Raw genomic sequence first — 18,288 nt, 5'->3', positions numbered from 1 at the left:
GAAAGCAATGGATTTTATAGGTGCTTATTCTTCCGCCAATATATCTTTTCTATTGTCTGGGTTTTGGATGACATTGAAGGTCGCTGGTATTGCCATCGTACTTAGCTTTACATTAGGTACTCTTATTGCCATTATCCGCTATGCAAAAGTGCCGATTCTTTCACAGTTTCTGGCATTTGCAGTAAATATTATTCGGAATTTACCACTGCTGTTAATCATTTTCTTTATGCGCTTCGCACTTCCAGAGGTTGGAATAAAAATGGATACTTTTACAGCAGCAATTGCTGGTTTAACCATTTTTGAGGCAGCGTTAATTTCTGAACTAATTCGAAGTGGTTTAAATTCTATCGATAAAGGGCAGATTGAAGCAGCAAGATCGTCCGGTTTAAATTATATTCAAACACTTAGATATATAACCTTACCGCAAGCTATACAACGAATGGTTCCACCAACGGTAAGCCAATTTATTGCTCTATTAAAAGATACTTCATTAGCAGTTGTAATAGCCTTACCAGAATTAATGCATCATGCCCGTATTATTAATGGCGGAGGTAATCAAGACCAAGTTATCCCGATTTTAATATTAGTCGCATTAATGTATTTTACTGTAAACTATCTGCTCTCGCTTTCTGCTAGACGATTTGAAGCGAAGCATTTGTAGCTACCTATAAAGTAAAGTGAGGCGGCAGCTATTCGCCTCTCACTTTATTTTTTCTAATGTCTCCAAATAAAGAACTTGCAAGAACTTCTTAACGTTTACCTTAGTAGTTGTGTTTTTCTGATTACTTTCCATGGCCTTCATCTTATTTCGGACATCCTGAAATTCAAAAAATAGGGAGGCGTATTGCTCAAATTTTGGATGTGTATAATCTGTCAGTCCAATAGAAGCAATATTTTTTAAAGCAACACCAATCGTTCTACGCACTCGTTGCTCAATGGCTTTTTTTTCTTTAATTATATTTTTTTCTCCTACGAAACGTTGCGCAACCAGTTTATATAATTCGTTTAATGGCGGTAGTTCTCTTTCATAATCCTTTTGGATGAGAAGTTCCATTGCAATAATAATATCTTTGCTACCTTTTTCAGCTAGCACACCAAGATCCTTCAGGATGTGTTGTACAGCTTCCATTACGGATAGTTTAGACGAATTATGGTTGAGAGCGGGCTGCATAGATTCTATACTTGCTAATGATGCCTTTATCGCAACAATCGATTGATCTAGAGATAATTGCTTATTAATTTTTTTTAAGACAGCTTCAACTTCAATACTGTTAATAGGTTTATGAATAAAAAATTCAATTCCGACCTTATATGCCTCTCCAACCATTTCTTTATTATTTATCTGTGAAATCATAATGAATTTTCCATTATAACCATGTGTTTTCAACTCTTTTATCATTTCTATTCCATCTAGTTCAGGCATTAGTAAATCTATTAATATCACATTGGGCTTTGAGGATAAGATTATATCAATTGCTTCTCTCCCCCCAATAGTACTGCCGATTACCTTACCTAGGGCACAATCTTCTATTATATTTTCAATCATTCTTCTACTTGCTGCATTATCATCCACAATACAATAGGAAATCATCTCCATCTACTCCCTAAATTTTAGTTTCACCGTTGAAAGTTTCATGACAAATTTAGTCCCTTCCCCTTCAGAAGAAAAGACGTCAATTTCTCCATCAAATAATTCAATAATATTTTTAACATGAGACAACCCAATTCCAGTTGCTGCGATACCTTCTTGATTGTATTTTGTCGTATATCCTGGTTCGAAAATGTACGGTAGATCTTGTTTTTTAATCCCATTTCCTACATCTTGTACAATAAAAATAGTAGAGTCGATGTCTTCATATAAACTTATATGTATGATCCCTGTATCCTCTGTAGCTTCAATTGCATTAGCAACAAGATTATTTAGGACAATCAGAAGCGGTAGGTGTTGTGAGGTAACATAATTTACTTTTAGACTATGTTCAATGGAAAGGTTCTTTCCGAACCACTCACTGTATTGTAAGTTAGCTTTTATAACAAAATCTAATATCTCCGCCAAACTCATGTCTACTTTCGTTTCCGTTTGCTTATTTAATTTTTGCAGCCCAGCCCTTATTCGCTGCGCATCCTTTTTTATTTCGTGGACCCCTTCAGCAATGGTAAGGGCATGTTTACTATATTCTTGTAGTTGATTTTGCAATAGACGACGATAAAGTTCGTAGCTACTAAGGGTGAGATCTTCAATTGATTCGAGCATTTTCTTCATGTAAAAACTCTCACTATAAAGACTAGATCCTACTTTAAGCATCTGTTCAAATCTCTTTTGTTGTTCTAGGTGTAATACTTGCAATTGTTTTAAAATGAAATTTGCATATAAGCCAATAATAAAAAAGACTCGGACAATTGCTACTACTAATAATGTAAGCCATTCTGACCATAATAGAGGGGTCGTGATAGTAAGTAGCTTCCGACACCATATCTCCACTATGTTAGAACCAAAATCTACTAAAACCACAACCACACCTAGCAATAGTAGACGTGATTTGAATAACTCTTTCGGTATTAAACTTAATCCGAGTGCAAAGGCAATATAATAAAACATTGCTGGAATATGGGTCAGAAGAACATCGAAAAACATAGTTGGATTTACCGTAAAAGTACTACTAGTTAAAGTACGAAAAACGACTACCACTATCCCAGTGAAAATTCCTGTTCGAATCATCGGAACGTGATTCATTAACAACAAAAGCAGAAAAAAAATACTGCTGCCTAACCCGAATCGGAATTCCCATCCAAATGGAGCTATCCGTAGCTCTCCGGATATAGCAGTAGCTAAAGCAATAAAGAGAATCTGTATACTAATATATTTCTTCATATAATCTGTCATCAAAAAAATGATACCCCTTTATTTCTTTTACTTCTTTTTAATTTAATCCATACTATCTGAATAGTCTTTCTTTTGATTATAGCATAATTAATGTTAAGACAAATGCAATCAAAATATGAATTGTAAAAAAATATAATTATTAGTATTTTGTGTAATTTTTTATGTTTGATGGGTTAATTACAACAAAAGTAGGATTGAATTCATTAATCATACGGAGGGCTTTCCCTTCCATTTTTAATATAATGATGGTAGTGGAGGGGGGTGAGAATGGAAAATCAATGGTCAAAAGCAATGAACGTAGCGCAGATTCGAGTAGCGCGTCCTACTAATCAACTTAAAGTAATAGAACACTTCTATTGTAAGGGAATATGCTTAATGAAAGTGGGTTCATTTAGAGCACATAATGGGTATAATCATTGGGCTTCTTGATTGCAACTATCATTTAGAGTTTACCCAATATAAAGAGGGGAGCCCCTGTCCTGCTCCGACAAAGGATTATCTCCTTGTATTTTATATTCCTAATAGTAAAACCATACAAGAAATCACAAATAGATTAAAAGCTATGGGGTATGATTCGGTGCCACCAGAAAATCCGTATTGGGAGAAAGCTGGTGTTACAGTGGAAGATTCCGATGGTTGGAGAATTGTATTGATGAACTCATCGGGCATAGTAAATATGGCAGCAACAAAATAAGTAAAAACCACCCCCGAACAAATCGAGGGTGGTTGCACACTAAACTGAGTTTTAGAATAAACTAGTACTATGAAGCGGTTGAACTTTCGCTTTTGGATCAATATAGGATTTTGCATTGTTCACGGCAGTTGGTGCTTCACCGAAACCGCATGCAATCAGTTTCACTTTACCTTCATACGTACAAATATCTCCTGCTGCATAGATTCCAGGAATGTTCGTTTCCATTTTAGAGTTAACGACAATAGAGTTCTTTTCAATCTCAAGACCCCAATCTTTAATTGGACCAAGAGAAGAAACGAAGCCGTAATTTACTATGACATCGTCAACCTCTAGTACTTCCTTATCCTCTGATTTTACTTTTTCCAACACCACTTGCTTAATGGCATGTTCATCACCAATCAGTTCAGCAGGAACATAAGGGGTTTTTATATCCACCTTTGAATTCATCAAATTATCTACACTGTGCTCATGTGCACGGAACTTGTCACGGCGGTGAACAAGTGTTACTTTTTCTGCGATTGGTTCTAGCATCAGTGCCCAATCCACTGCGGAATCGCCACCACCAAAAACCACTACTTTCTTGCCTGAGAACTTGTTCATATCGTCCACAAAATAATGAATGTTTTTATTCTCATAGTCTGTGGCATTATCCAGCTCTAGACGTCGGGGTTGGAACGCTCCATTACCTGCAGTAATGATGACAGCTTTGGAATAATGGATTTCTTTATCTGTACCGATTTTGAACGTGCCATCGCCCATTTTTTCAAGTGTTTGAACAGATTGCTCTAGTGCAACAGTGGGCTCAAACTTGGACATTTGTTCTTTTAAGTTATCGATTAATTCTTGGGCACGAACTTTTGGAAATCCTGCAATATCGTATATGTACTTTTCAGGATACAACGCGGATAATTGCCCACCTAACTGTGGTAAGCTTTCAATAATTTTAACGCTAGCCTGTCTCATTCCACCATAGAAAGCAGTAAATAATCCAGTTGGTCCCCCACCTATGATGGTGATGTCATAAACTTTTTGTTCTTCGCTCATCGATTCCTATCCCCCTAAAAAATTTAAGTTCTTCCATTATCATAGCACAATTTTCTAATGATTTCTGTTTTCAATAGATGAAAAAAGGGAACATATACTTGAAATAGGTGAAATTTTCGGAAAACAATATAAGTATTTCCTTATTGTTTAACTTCCTTTTTCGGAATATTTCCAAACTAAGATTTTGTCTTGAAAAGTAGAAGGAAAAAGCATATGATGTTAGGTAGGTAATTAATATTTTTTGACAGATTTCGCACTTTTTTGCCGTCTGTATTCGTGAAGTGTTTCACAATCAGTTGTTTTCATAAATTTTTCATTTTAGCGGATAGTAAGAATGGGTAAGTGAAATTTGTTGCAGTGTCCTTATTTTTATATTTTATAAAATCGAATAAAAAGGTGGATGTGATTCATTTGAAAAAGCCAAGTATTGTTATTCTAGGTGCCGGTTACGGTGGATTAGTTACAGCTGTACGTCTTCAAAAATTGATTGGTGTGAACGAAGCTGAAATCACGCTTGTCAACAAAAACGATTATCACTATGAGTCAACATGGCTACATGAAGCATCAGCTGGAACATTGCCTGCTGATCGTACAAGATACAAAATTACGGATGTTATTGACCGCAGTAAAGTTAACTTCTTAGTTGATACTGTAACTGGAATCAACAAAGAAGAAAAAACTGTTGCACTTGCAAAAGGCGGTAACATCTCCTATGACTACCTAGTAGTTGGTCTAGGATATGAAGCAGAAACTTTTGGAATTAAAGGTTTGAAAGAGCATGCCTTCTCGATTGCGAACTTAAATGTTGCACGTAAAATCCGTGAACATATTGAGTATCAGTTTGCTACTTACAATACAGAAGCACATCGCCGTGACGATCGTTTAACTATTATTGTTGGTGGTGCAGGGTTTACAGGTATTGAATTCCTTGGAGAACTAGTAAATCGTGTTCCAGAACTTTGTCAAGAATTTGATATTCCAAAAGACAGAGTACGCATTGTATGTGTAGAAGCTGCACCAACTGTGCTTCCAGGATTTGATCCAGAACTTGTAGAATACGCTGTAAATACGCTTGAACGTAAAGGCGTAGAATTCAAAATTGGTACTGCGATTAAAGAAGCAACAGAAGAGGGAATTATCGTAGCAAAAGACGAAGAAGTGGAAGAAATCAAAGCAGGTACAGTAGTTTGGGCTGCTGGGGTCCGTGGAAACCACTTAGTGGAAGATTCCGGATTCGAAAACATGCGTGGTCGTGTGAAAGTAGATTCTTACTTACGTGCTCCAGGTCATGATGATGTATTCATCGTTGGTGACTGTTCTTTAATTATCAATGAAGAAATTAACCGTCCATATCCACCAACTGCACAAATCGCTATGCAACAAGGTGAAGTATGTGCGAAGAACCTAGCAGTATTGGTTCGTGAACAGGGAGAATTACAAACATTCACTCCTGATTTAAAAGGTACAGTTTGCTCCTTAGGAGATGACGACGCAATTGGTGTTGTGTTCGGTCGAAAAATTTGGGGATCAAAGGCTTCCTTCATGAAGAAAATGGTTGATAACCGTGCACTTTACATGATAGGTGGAGCTGGACTTGTCATGAAAAAAGGGAAATTTAACGTTCTATAACATAGATGAAAAAAGGCTGCTCTTTTAAAAGAGTGGCTTTTCTTTTTGCATTTTTTCTTGTTAACATATAAGGAAACAAAAGGGGGAGTTTATATGGCAAAAAGAGAAAATGTTTGGCTTGCAGTTGCAGGAATAGTCATTTCAGAAGATGGTAGATGGCTTGTAGTAAAAAAACGCTACGGTGGTCTGAAAGGAAAATGGTCATTTCCAGCAGGATTTGTAGAGAAAAATGAGACGGTAGATGAAGCTGTTAAAAGAGAGATCATGGAGGAAACAGGAATAGAAGTCAAAGTGGAAGGACTTATTGGAGTCCGTTCAGGTGTTATAATGGAAAAAATAAGTGATAATATGCTTCTGTTTTTATGTACGCCCCATCATACTAATGTTGTTTTTCAAGAAAGTGAGTTGTATGATGCAGCCTTCATAACACTAGATGATCTACAAAATAGTCCAGATTCTTCTCTATTAATTCACTATTGCACAAAACTTCCTAACCTTCATTTATTAAAAGAGACTCCACCGATGAATCCAGGAAATATATTTAATTATAGTGCATATAAATTATTTTTCTAATTATTCTGTAAATTTAAGAGAAAGCTAGTTTTTTTTAGTTTACATGTGATGTATTCGCTTACATAAAGCATTTTGGTCAAAATTGTCCCTTTGCAAAAAAGTAAAACGATGGTATATTATCAGAAAATTAAGTTAAATAATATTTCTGTTTAATAAAATCATCTGGAGGGATAAGGCATGAAAAAACAACTGCAACCAGAGAAAAATGATTGCCCATATTGTTCAGGTAAAGGCTACTTTCAATTATTGTTAGGTGGATCAGAAACCTGCTCTTGCTGTGAAGGTAGTGGAAGAAAATAAAGGAATAAACCACACAATCGAGATTCTATTTCCGTCATTTTTGACGTATTTAGGACAATTACGGTTGTGTTCTTGTTTGTACCCGAAAAGTAATTGACTCCAAACAGTGCTTTCAGTACACTTAGGAAAGATGTGTAATGGAGGTGCTTGGTATTGAATATACCAATTCTACTTATATCGGTTGTCCTGTTTTTTGTACTTTTCTTTGGAATAGGATTCCTTTTAAATATGTTGCTACGTATGTCTTGGATTATGGCGATCATATACCCGCTAGTTTGTATTTGGATAATTGCTCAAGATGACATAAGGCTTATCGATTATTTCAGACAACCAAGTACAGCGTTCACTTCGCTCGGTTCAGAAATAGCATCACTACAAGTGGCTGATATTACTATCCTTCTAAGTGGGTTTTTAGGTGCTATTACTTCAGGAATCGTTATAAGAATGCTAAGAAAAAGTGGATATCAAATGTTCTAAAGAATCGATAATATATCGGTTCTTTTTTACTTATCAGTCGTGTAAAGAGAAAATGCGTTGCTGAGAAGGGGGAATCTCCAAGTCTCAGTCACGCAACATCTGCTGTCTTAATATTTTGTACTTTTTGGGTTCGAAAACACCGCTCAATTAGCTTTTCTCAAAAAAAAGGAATAATTTCTTCCTAAAGCGGGAAGGAATATCTTGTGAGAGGAGTGTGAGTCAATCACATGAAAAAAATAAAAACGATTAGCAGAAGGGCTGTTACAGCATTTTTGTTCTTGGTGGCCTTATCTGTAACGTTCCAATCCATTTCAGGTGTAGAAGCATCTACCATTCATAATTGGCTAAAAGAAAACAACATATATGCCACGAATGAAAATGATGACAAAAATGAAAGTCTTATAAAAAAAATAGGGTTGAGTTTCAAAAACTTAAACTTCCAGTCAGCAACTCAGACACTGGTATCTGCAGAAGAGGCAGTTGAAAAACCTTTGTCGCTTGAGGAATTAGACTGGGAACAATATGAAGCACATACAGTTCATGCAACAGGATATACAGCTGGATATGAGTCAACAGGCAAGCATCCTGGGGATCCAAGTTATGGGATTACATACTCTGGTCTTAAAGTAAAAAGAGATTTATATTCGACCATTGCAGCGGATATCAGCGTCTTTCCTATTGGAACCATACTTTTCATTCCAGGTTATGGATATGGCGTTGTAGCAGATATTGGGGGGGCAATTAAAGGAAATAAGATAGATCTATATTTTGATACAGTGGATGAAGTTTTTAAGGATTGGGGCAAAAGAACTATAGATGTCTATCTAGTAAAAAAAGGTGACGGTACATTGTCTGAGGAAGAATTAACGTCGTTAAATGAAGACAAAAGTATGCAAGTTTTCCGCCAAAAATATCTGGGTAAAAAGCAATAGCAAAGGTATTACTTGCGTGTAATTTGTATTTGAATTAAATTGTGGGTTTTAATTAATAGAGGTTTTAGGCTGTCTAAATAGTCATGATTAATGGCTTCCTAGCAGCCTTTTTTTATTGGCTTTTTAAAATAAGATTTTAAACCGTAAATACAGGACTGAAAAAGAGAGAATAGCCAAACTGAGTCCAGCAACCCGCCAATGTAGGACACAAAACTTGGAAGAGAAGCTGATGACTAAAGCCTTCTAATAACGTCATTCAAGTTGTTAAGCATATAAAGATTTAGCCAAGTTTTGCTACGGTGGGTTTTCCTAAAAAAAGCCGAAGTGAAAGTAGTTTTCATTTCGGCTTTTCAAGTGGATCTACTCCAGGATATATAGGATATTGTTCAGGATGGAGAATGCTGCCGAGTTTTTGAAGACCCATTATTAATCTTGGAGATGGTCGGCAGTACAGGCTTTCTTCTAGTACGTAAATATGATTATGTTGGATCGCTTTTAAAAGCTCTGCTTGCTCTCTTTTCTTTACATGGTCAGGGTTCATTTTTGATTCCTTCACACCTACCCAAATCATACAAACTACGTCAGGATTTTTCTCAACTACTTCTGACCATTCTGTCTGATAACTGGCAACTTCTTTATCGCCGAAAATATTATTAGCTCCGGCAAGAAGGCTCAGTTCTGTTAACCAATTTATTTTGCCGGGTGTGAAAATAGGTTTTGGCCACCATTCCCAATATAACTTAGGTTTCATAGCTACAGAAGTGGCAAGCTGCTTATATGTATTGATAATTTCTGTCATGATTCCAGTAACTTCTGTTGCTCTATTGCTGGAACCAGTCAATTTCCCTACATCCAGAAGATTCTCCATAATATCTTCTAATGATTGAGGATTTAAGGTAATGTGAGGAATACCTCTTTTCTCTAGCTCCGCTACATTTCTCTCCATTCCAGGAACACTTAGGCTTGCGAGCACTAGGTCAGGCTTAAGTGCTTCAAGCTTATCCATATTAATGTTTAGATCTGGTCCTAGCTTTGGAAGACTAGTGATTACTTGTGGCCAATCGGAGTAATTATCCACTCCAACAAGTTTATCAGTTAAATCGAGATAATGTAGAAGTTCGGTATTGCTCGGACATATAGATACTAACCGCATATTATTTTCTCCTTACTTACCATACATGAATGAAATAATGAAGTACAAGGGAGAGCATAATTCCTGTAATTGCCCCAAAAAACACTTCAATTGGCTGATGACCTAATAGCTCCTTTAAATCCTTTACTTTTTCTTTCTCATCCATGTTTGGCCATTTTTTTGTTTCTTCCACAAAACGGTTGAAATCTCCTACTAGCTTATTCAATACAGTTGCTTGTTCCCCTGCATGTCTTCTAACCCCTGTGGCATCAAACATCACGATAATAGCAAACACAGCGGCAACCGCAAATACAGGAGAATCTAAACCTGTCTCAAGTGCAACTCCCGTCGCAAGAGCAGTTACAGCAGCAGAGTGAGAGCTTGGCATTCCACCAGTACTTGTTAAAAGAGACCAATCGATTCGTCTTGTAGCTATAAATTGAATCGGTACTTTAATAAATTGTGCAAATCCGATAGCTGCTAATGCAGCCCATAATGGAAAATTTGAAAATAACTCCATCTTGTTGAATCGCCCCCCAGCTTTGGCTGTTGTTTTTATTACTATACCCTATCCGTGATTGGATAGCACATGAAACAATATGTAAACAATTTTCTTATTATTATGAAGGATTATATGTCTTTTGTTAAGATATAAGCAGGACATTTTTATTAAAGGGGCAAAAAAGAATGGATGTATACCCGGAAGAATACTATGAATTCTTTATTTGTTTTAATGAAGGTGATTATTATACATGTCATGACTTATTAGAAGAGATATGGATGACAGATAAGGAGAACTATTTTTTAAAGGGTTTACTGCAAATGACAGTCGCTATCTACCACTACGAGTATGGAAATGTAAAAGGAGCTAGAATGATGATGGAAGCCGGTTCCCGCTATATTCAAAAGTATCGTCCAATGTACTGGGGAATTGACTTGGAAAAAGTTCATTCTTTTATTGAACAGTGTTTAGGAATACTTCCTATAGACATAGATAAAGTCCCTTTTGAAAAAGTGGATACCTTACCGAAGTTACCTGTGCTTGTTTTATATTTAGAAGATGATTAGATACTCGAAATAATAAATGAAACCAGATATAATAGATGTAAATGATGCTGGAGGTGCATAGGAATGTTTATAGTTCATAATGATAAAAGTACGTTGGAGCAACAGGAAGTGTTAGTTGTTGCCCTATCGGAGAAAAATAGTAAATTAGCTGGTTTGCTTGCTGAGTTGGACGATCAGCTTGATGGTCACTTAACACACTTATTGAAAGATGGAGATATTTCACCGAAAAAAGGAAAGTTAGTAAAAATACATACATTTGGTAAATCAAGCTTTAAAAGAATTCTGGCAGTGGGAATTGGCAGAGAAGAAAAACTTTCTTTTGAAGAACTTCGAAAAGTGTTTGGTAAGGTAGGCAAATCGCTGCAGGAGTCCAAACTAAAAACATCTGTTATTGCTATTGATACTTTCGTAACAGAAGAGTTGGACGTTCTGGATGTTGCACATGCGATAGGTGAATCCATTCCACTTGCAACCTACCAATTTGAAGGATATAAACAAAAATCTAATGAACCTGAATCTAATCTTGAAGGAGTTGTCCTATTAACAGATAGTGATAAATCAGAAGTGGAAGCAAGTGTTCAAGTTGGTCATATTTACGCAAAAGCGACTAACAGTGCTCGTACACTTGTTAATTTGCCAGGAAACATGTTGACAGCTACTGATCTTGCGAATCATGCATCCACCCTTGCTGAGAAGTATGGTTTTGAACTAGAAATACTTGAAAAAGAACAGATGGAAAAGCTAGGTATGGGAGCGTTACTAGCGGTTAATAAAGGGTCTGTTGAACCACCAAAAATGATAGTTTTAAAGTATCAAGGAAAAGAAGACTGGTCTGATGTGATTGGATTAGTTGGAAAAGGAATTACATTTGATACTGGAGGGTATTCCATCAAACCGAAAGATGGGATTGTCGGAATGAAAATGGATATGGGAGGAGCTGCATCCGTTCTTGGAGCAATGGAAGCGATCGGCGAGCTAAAGCCTGAGCAAAATGTTATTGCAGTAGTTGCATCTACAGATAATATGATCAGTGGTGATGCGTTCAAACCTGATGATGTCATTACATCATTGAGTGGGAAAACGATTGAAGTATTAAATACAGACGCAGAAGGCAGACTTGTGCTAGCTGATGCAGTAACGTATGCAAAACAGCATGGAGCAAACTATCTTGTTGATGTAGCAACTCTTACAGGAGGTGTTATCATTGCGCTTGGACATCATACCACTGGAGCAATGACGAATAATGAATCGTGGTTTGAACAAGTATTGGAGGCTTCTTACGAGGCTGGAGAAGAATTGTGGAGACTTCCGATTTTTGATCATGCTAAGGAACGAGTGCGCAGTAGTAAAGTGGCTGATTTAAATAACTCACCTGGTCGAGACGGTCATGCCATATTTGCAGGAACATTTATCGGAGAGTTTGCAGAGGATACGCCATGGGTACACTTGGATATCGCTGGGACGGCTACTGCCAAATCGGCACATGAATTAGGACCAAGCGGGGGAACTGGGGCAATGGTTCGTACCCTGGTAACATTAGTAGAACGTTTTGGACAGAAAGAACAATAAGTTAGCGTGAAAAAAGCACCTTTTTTAGAGGACACTGCAAAACACTTACATTTTTTAGAAGAAACGCCCTTCGGGGCGTTTTTTTGTTAGAATAGAGTTATATCAAAGTGTATCGGGGTTTTTGTAATGTTACTAAATCACAATCAATCAAGCCTATCTTTTCATTCGGAACTTTACTCTTTTGTGCCAGAAGATCACCTTTTGAGAAGAGTTCATGAACTAGTTGATTTTCCCTTTATAAATGAGTTAGTTGAAGAATCGTATTGTAAGTATTACGGTAGACCTGCCAAGGAGCCTGAACTGTTGTTCCGTCTCCTTTTCTGCAATTTCTGTACAATTTGTCTGACGAAAGAGTGATTGAGGATTCACCATACAATTTAGCTTATAAATGGTTTTTAGGTTTAAATCCAGAAGACACTTTACCAAATTCTTCACAGCTTAGTCGATTTCGTGTACATAGACTAGGTGCAAACCGAGTAGAAAAGGTATTGGAACATGTTGTAAAACAATGTGTAGAAAAAGGATTGATTCAGTCTAAAGCTCTCATCATTGATTCAACGCATACTATCGCAAATGCAGCTAAGGATAAGCCATTAAATGTTCTTAAAAAGGCTGCTAATCGACTACTAAAAGCTGTAAAAAAACAATATTCCAGTCTTTATAAGAAGCTCCCTACGTTTCCAAAATTAGAGGGAACCGATGAAGAAAAGACGAAACAACTTTTACAATATTTAGTGGAGCTGAATAATCTATTAGGAGACAAACTCCCAGATGCCGAAGGCAGCTTGCTTGAGAGAATAAACATCGTAAAACAAATAATTGAGGATGAGAGACTCTTAACTAATAAAGGGATTTCATCTGCCGTTGACCCAGATGCAAGATTTGGAAGAAAATCAAAGTCTAGAACTTTTTATGGATATAAAAACCATATCGCCATGACTGAAGAAGAAATTATTACAGCTATTCATGTGACATCTGGAAATGAAGACGATGGGAAGCAACTTCAAACTTTAGTAATCAAAACGATTGAACAACAAATCTCAATTAATGAAGTGCATGCAGATACAGCATATTCTGGTAAAGATAATCTTAGCTTCCTTCAAACAGGAGAGATTAAAGCTTCGATTCCGTTAAACCCTGCAGTATATGGAACACGTGAAGAAGATAAATTTCAATATGATAAGGAAAATGATGAGGTATTGTGCCCTGCAGGGCATACTAATATCAGAAAAGCTAAAACAGGAAAAACTGGAACGGGTACTAATTCAAGTCTAACCTTTTATTTTGATACGAACATTTGTAAGTAATGTCCTTTATAGAGAAGGATGCTATAACAATACCAAAAAAAACATACTCAATTAGCATTAAATCTGAAGAGCATAGTCAACAAATGGCTTACCTAGAATCGGATGAATATCTTCAAAGAAAAGGTATTCGTTCCCATATTGAGCATAAAAATGCCGAATTAAAGAATGCACATAGAATGACCAGGGCTAAATACCGTGGTCAGTTTGGCATGCGAATACAAGCATTTCTAACTGCTTTTGCTGTTAACATAAAGAGGATGGTTAAGCTACACAAAGCCCTATCCCAGTAGGGATAGGAGGAGTAGATAAACTCAAAACAAAAAAGCTCCTAGTTTATGTAAATTCATAAACTAGGAGCTTTTTTACTTAAAAGTGCGTAGTAATTATGCTCTTTTTGCAGTGTCCTCTTTTTAGGGTGCTTTTTTTGTTTTCTAGCAAAAATCTATCATAATATCCAGTATCATCCTCAAGTCTTCAATGTCGATTGACTACTAGTTTTTCAATGAACACCAACTTCCAAACAATTCCGTTGACAGTGTCATTAACCTATGTTAATTTAATTTCATGCTTTTTTACTCTAATTCACTAATTGTTTAATTAACTAAAGTGAAGAAGAAAGGAAGTCTTCATTATGAACGCAGTCATCATTTCAGTTTTTGTGATGCTAGTACTGAGTCTACTTAGAATAAATGTAGTATTAGCCCTTGTTACAGGTGCTTTCATCGGAGGGATGGTAGGAGGGCTTGGTCTTGAGTCGACCATTAATACGTTTACGGAAGGACTTGGAGGAAATGCTACAGTAGCACTAAGTTACGCATTGCTCGGAGCATTTGCTGTCGGCCTTTCCAAAACGGGTCTGCCGGATGCTCTTGTAGAAACGGCAATAAAACTTGTAGGGACAAAAGAAGATACACGTAAGAAAGCACTATCAAAAGTACTTTTACTTCTCATTATTTTAGCGGTCTCTATCATGTCACAAAACGTCATACCAGTGCATATCGCCTTTATTCCAATTTTAATTCCGCCGTTACTTAAAATTCTTAATGAATTACACATCGATCGGAGACTAACTGCTTCTATCATCACGTTTGGTTTAATAGCACCTTATGCTTTGATGCCAGTTGGCTTCGGAGGGATTTTTCATGACATCCTTAGAACGAACATGGCAGAAAGTGGACAGGATATAAGCACTTATTCGATTCCAACAGCGATGTTAATTCCAGTTTTTGGGATGGTTATCGGACTATTGATTGCTATTTTCTTCAGTTACCGGAAACCAAAAAAATATGAACAAAGAGATATCTCTGTCCATGAATCTATAACCTATTCCAAAAAATCAATCACATTTGCGATTCTTGCAGTTGTAATATCTCTTATTACACAAATTTATTTAACAGAGGTTATCGGTGTCCAAGGGATGATATATGGTTCACTAGTGGGAATCGTCATCCTTTATATTGGTGGGGCGATGAAGTTTACTGAGTCGGATGTCATTTTAACTTCAGGTATGAAGATGATGGCATTCATCGGTTTTGTAATGATAGCAGCCTCTGGATTTACGAGTGTATTGAGAGAAACGGGGCACATTGAATCAATGGTTTCCACTTCTGCAGAGTGGATTGGAACTAATCAATTACTTGGGGTTTTTGCCATGTTGACAGTGGGATTACTAATTACCATGGGAATAGGTTCTGCTTTTTCAACGGTTCCAATTATTACAGCAATATTTGTCCCACTTTGTGGAGAACTAGGATTTAGTACAATGGCGACTATTTCAATTATTGGAACCGCTGGTGTTCTAGGAGATGCAGGTTCCCCAGCATCAGATAGTACACTTGGACCAACTTCTGGTTTAAATGCAGATGGCCAGCATAATCACATTTGGGACACATGTGTACCTACATTTATTCACTACAATATCCCACTCATTATTTTCGGGTGTATTGCTGCTATGATTCTATAAAATAGATGTATGTGCCTCCCCTCTTTGCTTTGACACCGAGGGGTGGTATATTTCGGGTCCTTAAATGGAAAAGCAATGACTGAAAAAAGCAAAATGAAAAATTTGGTCACTCAAAAGGAAAAGCAATGACCGAAAAATAGCAAAATGAAAAGATCGGGCACTCAAACGGAAAGGCTGTGCCCGTAAAATAGCAGAATGAAAAATACGGGAACTCAAATGACTAATGCTAATTTAGCCATGTGCAAAATGATTATTTACACCCGCCAAAGTATTCATATTGTCTTAGAACAACTTTACATGGAGAGGCGGGCATGATGCTTCGTTTGGCCAGGTATGCTATTGATGTTGCTGGCTTCATGGCACATTAGTCATACCTGTGGAGGCTCCGTGTCATGTTATTTCGGTTTAACGAAAATGTAAATCTTAACCACAAAATTATTTTATACAATCAAAAATGTACATTCTTGTTTTGACATTTATAATAACCAACCTAAAAAGCCAAGCTGATCAGTTTCTAGCTTGGCTTTTTTGGTTCTTATGCAATTTTACGAGAATAGTTAGATCTTGCTGTTTTATTTACCACGTAATATAAACGGGTAGCTAATAATCCGCAGAAAATAGTAAACACAAAGTCTTTGAAAGAGAACCAGCCCATCGTAATCCAGACGGCAATATAGGACGTTTTAATTTCAAGTACATAATTTAATATCACATACATATAGTTTGTGCCGATTAAATATATAAGAATGATACCGATAAATGAGGAAAGCATGAATGTTCCCATGTGAGGGTGTGCTTTCTTTTCTACGATTAAACCTGAGAGATAAGCAGTAAATACGTAGGACAGTAAGAAGCCGCCTGTAGGCCCAATGATTGGTGCCAAACCTGATCCAAAGCCCGCGTAAACTGGTGCACCAACCATGCCTACCAATAGATAGACAATCATGGAAATAGCCCCAAGACGTGAACCGAGAATAATGCCGGCTAAAACGCAGAAAAATGGTTGCATAGATAATGGAACATGACCAATTTGTAAAAAAGGTATCCAGGACACGATATTTGCTCCAATAGCCATTAATGCTACAAACATCGCGACGTATGTAATATCTAATGCTGAAAATGAACGTTTCATAATGTAAACTCCTTTGTCGTATTTAGTTAACAATAAAATCATAATCTATTAACTTGAAATATGTCAACAAAATTTCAAAATAAGTTAACATAAGAGTTCTTGTATAAATGTAGTTCCGTGGCTACAATATTAATAGCATGAAAAGGAGGAGCATTTTAATATGAAAATAAGAAAAGCGAATTTACAAGTGAGTACATTTAGCGTATACATACATGAAAATAAAAAGGAAGAACAAACACTAGTCGCTATACCTTATATCAAGTGGTCTACTATAATTCCTTACGAGGAGAACAATACAACATTGACCAATCGTATGGAAGAAGATTTCGGAGCATTATTAGTGGAAGAAGATGCAACCCACCTTGCTTTAAAAATTGCCCAATGGGTCCGTGAAATGTAGGCTCAAACTAATTGTAAGAAAAAAAGAAGCTCTCCCATTTAGTTTGGGAGCGCTTTTTTTATTTCGTTCAAAAATATATTCCACACGAGGAATCAATTTCTAATTTCATAGGGAATCTGACCCTTTTTCTAAAAAATTGTTTAGAGCTTTGGTTTAGCGTGAATATAATTTGAAACAGAATCAATTGGCTTATTTCACTTACTTTGCAGTTTTAGTGAATGCATAATTTCACATGAAGTTTTGTTAAAGTAAATGACAATCGAAAGCCAGTAATAAATTTTAACCGAGAAGGAGTGGAAGTCGATGAATGTCAAAGACAGCGCATTACAGCTTGGTAAAAATAAATGGGTAACAGGTGCTTTAGTAGGGAGTGTTGCTGCTAGTTCGGCACTTCTATTAAAAAAAGAACGCAGAAATAAGGTGATGAAATTTTTTCGGCGAAATGAAAGGGACCAATCTGAAGGATCTGAAGGAAAAGTGGACAAAGAAAGCTAAAAAAGAGGCAACCAAAACATATATCAACTATAAAAAAGATCGTACAAAGAAAAAAATACAGAAAAAAGCGGATAGGTTATCAGAAAACCTAGATGATTCAACTGATAATTTAGCAGACAAAGTACACGACAAGGCAGAAAGTGTTCAAGAAAAAGTCCAAGATACATTATTAAAAGCAAGGGACCGCTTGAAAAGTGTAAAAGAGGCAGGAGAGTCATTTCAAAACAAGATTGGAAAAAAGAGTGGATCTAAAGGGATTAAATCATATTCCGAAGTAAAACGGGCAGACAATCTGAATGGGATTGACTCTGTAAAACGATTGGACCAAATTCCAAATGTAAATGATATTAAAGGAGTGAAGTAAAATGGCAGCTATTCAAAAAAGCACAGATGGGTCAAGTCTAGCAGAAGTAATCGATAGAATACTAGATAAGGGTGTCGTCATTGACGTTTATGCTCGAGTTTCACTAGTAGGAATTGAACTTGTCACAGTAGAGGCAAGAGTAGTCATAGCGAGTGTGGATACTTGGTTACGATATGCAGAAGCTGTGGGATTACTCAGAGATGATTTAATGGACGGAGAATTTCATTTGTCAGGGCAATCAACAGAACGCCAAAATGCATAGAAGTCAATTGGAATAGTGGAGGAAAAAGGCACATAAATGCATGTGCCTTTGTTCCATTTTAAC

At 36.6% G+C, this 18,288-nt stretch carries 21 protein-coding genes and 1 pseudogene; 16 read left to right on the top strand and 6 right to left on the bottom strand.

The features are described 5' to 3' along the window. The first annotated feature begins 7 nt into the window (after window positions 1-7). Window positions 8-661 carry an amino acid ABC transporter permease gene (locus LRP81_RS09050; protein WP_230500942.1) on the top strand — a complete coding sequence of 218 codons (654 nt, stop codon included), beginning with the start codon at window positions 8-10 and terminating at the stop codon, window positions 659-661. Window positions 662-700: 39 nt separating this feature from the next. Here the strand turns inward: LRP81_RS09050 and LRP81_RS09045 are convergent, their stop codons facing one another. Both LRP81_RS09045 and LRP81_RS09040 read right to left on the bottom strand, forming a co-directional pair. After that, on the bottom strand, window positions 701-1,591 hold the full coding sequence (locus tag LRP81_RS09045; protein WP_317987052.1) for a response regulator: 891 nt from the start codon (window positions 1,589-1,591) through the stop codon (window positions 701-703). Window positions 1,592-1,597: 6 nt separating this feature from the next. Continuing rightward, window positions 1,598-2,872: an ATP-binding protein gene (locus LRP81_RS09040; RefSeq protein WP_230500941.1), complete on the bottom strand. Its 1,275-nt coding sequence runs from the start codon at window positions 2,870-2,872 to the stop codon at window positions 1,598-1,600. A gap of 279 nt (window positions 2,873-3,151) precedes the next feature. On the opposite strand from LRP81_RS09040, the pseudogene LRP81_RS09035 reads away from it, so the two are divergent. Continuing rightward, window positions 3,152-3,578: pseudogene (locus LRP81_RS09035) on the top strand (VOC family protein). Between the two features lie 51 nt (window positions 3,579-3,629). Here LRP81_RS09035 and LRP81_RS09030 read toward each other — a convergent pair. Further along, complete coding sequence (locus LRP81_RS09030) at window positions 3,630-4,622, bottom strand: NAD(P)/FAD-dependent oxidoreductase (RefSeq protein ID WP_230500940.1); 993 nt, start codon at window positions 4,620-4,622, stop codon at window positions 3,630-3,632. Window positions 4,623-5,033: 411 nt separating this feature from the next. Between LRP81_RS09030 and LRP81_RS09025 the strand changes: the two genes are divergently transcribed. The 5 genes from LRP81_RS09025 (at window position 5,034) to LRP81_RS09005 (ending at window position 8,533) form a co-directional block, all read left to right on the top strand. Continuing rightward, the gene (locus tag LRP81_RS09025; protein WP_399207384.1) at window positions 5,034-6,251 is read left to right on the top strand and encodes an NAD(P)/FAD-dependent oxidoreductase; all 1,218 of its coding nucleotides are present in this window, start codon (window positions 5,034-5,036) and stop codon (window positions 6,249-6,251) included. A gap of 93 nt (window positions 6,252-6,344) precedes the next feature. Then, window positions 6,345-6,824, top strand: coding sequence for an NUDIX domain-containing protein (locus LRP81_RS09020; RefSeq protein WP_230500939.1), 480 nt, complete (start codon window positions 6,345-6,347; stop codon window positions 6,822-6,824). A 177-nt stretch (window positions 6,825-7,001) separates the two neighbouring features. Continuing rightward, window positions 7,002-7,124 carry a YuiA family protein gene (locus tag LRP81_RS09015; protein ID WP_230500938.1) on the top strand — a complete coding sequence of 41 codons (123 nt, stop codon included), beginning with the start codon at window positions 7,002-7,004 and terminating at the stop codon, window positions 7,122-7,124. Between the two features lie 147 nt (window positions 7,125-7,271). Further along, the gene (locus LRP81_RS09010) at window positions 7,272-7,601 is read left to right on the top strand and encodes a YuiB family protein (protein ID WP_230500937.1); all 330 of its coding nucleotides are present in this window, start codon (window positions 7,272-7,274) and stop codon (window positions 7,599-7,601) included. A gap of 227 nt (window positions 7,602-7,828) precedes the next feature. Next, window positions 7,829-8,533: a 3D domain-containing protein gene (locus tag LRP81_RS09005; protein WP_230500936.1), complete on the top strand. Its 705-nt coding sequence runs from the start codon at window positions 7,829-7,831 to the stop codon at window positions 8,531-8,533. Between the two features lie 337 nt (window positions 8,534-8,870). Here LRP81_RS09005 and LRP81_RS09000 read toward each other — a convergent pair whose 3' ends face one another. Beyond that, window positions 8,871-9,686: a cobalamin-binding protein gene (locus LRP81_RS09000; protein WP_230500935.1), complete on the bottom strand. Its 816-nt coding sequence runs from the start codon at window positions 9,684-9,686 to the stop codon at window positions 8,871-8,873. Between the two features lie 16 nt (window positions 9,687-9,702). Continuing rightward, window positions 9,703-10,185: a divergent PAP2 family protein gene (locus tag LRP81_RS08995; RefSeq protein WP_230500934.1), complete on the bottom strand. Its 483-nt coding sequence runs from the start codon at window positions 10,183-10,185 to the stop codon at window positions 9,703-9,705. A 167-nt stretch (window positions 10,186-10,352) separates the two neighbouring features. On the opposite strand from LRP81_RS08995, the gene LRP81_RS08990 reads away from it, so the two are divergent. The 5 genes from LRP81_RS08990 to LRP81_RS08975 all read left to right on the top strand — a co-directional run bounded on the left by LRP81_RS08990 (window position 10,353) and on the right by LRP81_RS08975 (window position 15,572). Further along, window positions 10,353-10,733 (top strand): DUF309 domain-containing protein, encoded by a 381-nt coding sequence (locus LRP81_RS08990; RefSeq protein WP_230500933.1) that lies wholly within the window; start codon window positions 10,353-10,355, stop codon window positions 10,731-10,733. 63 nt (window positions 10,734-10,796) lie between these two features. After that, window positions 10,797-12,302: a leucyl aminopeptidase gene (locus LRP81_RS08985; RefSeq protein ID WP_230500932.1), complete on the top strand. Its 1,506-nt coding sequence runs from the start codon at window positions 10,797-10,799 to the stop codon at window positions 12,300-12,302. A gap of 338 nt (window positions 12,303-12,640) precedes the next feature. Further along, window positions 12,641-13,609 (top strand): transposase, encoded by a 969-nt coding sequence (locus LRP81_RS08980; RefSeq protein WP_451923572.1) that lies wholly within the window; start codon window positions 12,641-12,643, stop codon window positions 13,607-13,609. 83 nt (window positions 13,610-13,692) lie between these two features. Beyond that, on the top strand, window positions 13,693-13,899 hold the full coding sequence (locus tag LRP81_RS23570) for a transposase (RefSeq protein WP_451923571.1): 207 nt from the start codon (window positions 13,693-13,695) through the stop codon (window positions 13,897-13,899). 341 nt (window positions 13,900-14,240) lie between these two features. After that, entirely contained in the window at window positions 14,241-15,572 is a 1,332-nt protein-coding gene (locus tag LRP81_RS08975) for a Na+/H+ antiporter family protein (RefSeq protein WP_230500931.1), read from the top strand. A gap of 535 nt (window positions 15,573-16,107) precedes the next feature. Here the strand turns inward: LRP81_RS08975 and LRP81_RS08970 are convergent. Beyond that, entirely contained in the window at window positions 16,108-16,704 is a 597-nt protein-coding gene (locus tag LRP81_RS08970) for a biotin transporter BioY (protein ID WP_230500930.1), read from the bottom strand. Window positions 16,705-16,864: 160 nt separating this feature from the next. Here LRP81_RS08970 and LRP81_RS08965 point away from each other — a divergent pair, with 160 nt between their 5' ends. The 4 genes from LRP81_RS08965 (at window position 16,865) to gvpA (ending at window position 18,225) form a co-directional block, all read left to right on the top strand. Further along, window positions 16,865-17,104, top strand: a complete 240-nt coding sequence (locus LRP81_RS08965) for a YueH family protein (protein ID WP_230500929.1) — start codon at window positions 16,865-16,867, stop codon at window positions 17,102-17,104. Window positions 17,105-17,407: 303 nt separating this feature from the next. Then, window positions 17,408-17,599, top strand: a complete 192-nt coding sequence (locus tag LRP81_RS08960) for a hypothetical protein (RefSeq protein WP_230500928.1) — start codon at window positions 17,408-17,410, stop codon at window positions 17,597-17,599. After that, window positions 17,547-17,963, top strand: a complete 417-nt coding sequence (locus tag LRP81_RS08955) for a hypothetical protein (RefSeq protein WP_230500927.1) — start codon at window positions 17,547-17,549, stop codon at window positions 17,961-17,963. The genes LRP81_RS08960 and LRP81_RS08955 overlap by 53 nt, the downstream gene beginning before the upstream one ends. A gap of 1 nt (window position 17,964) precedes the next feature. After that, window positions 17,965-18,225 (top strand): gas vesicle structural protein GvpA, encoded by a 261-nt coding sequence (gene gvpA / locus LRP81_RS08950; RefSeq protein ID WP_230500926.1) that lies wholly within the window; start codon window positions 17,965-17,967, stop codon window positions 18,223-18,225. The last annotated feature ends 63 nt before the right edge of the window (window positions 18,226-18,288 follow it).

This window comes from Sutcliffiella rhizosphaerae, from assembly GCF_917563925.1.
Taxonomy (GTDB): domain Bacteria; phylum Bacillota; class Bacilli; order Bacillales; family Bacillaceae_I; genus Sutcliffiella_A; species Sutcliffiella_A rhizosphaerae.
Note: the sequence above shows the minus strand (reverse complement) of the source record. Positions and strands in the feature narration are given on the sequence as shown.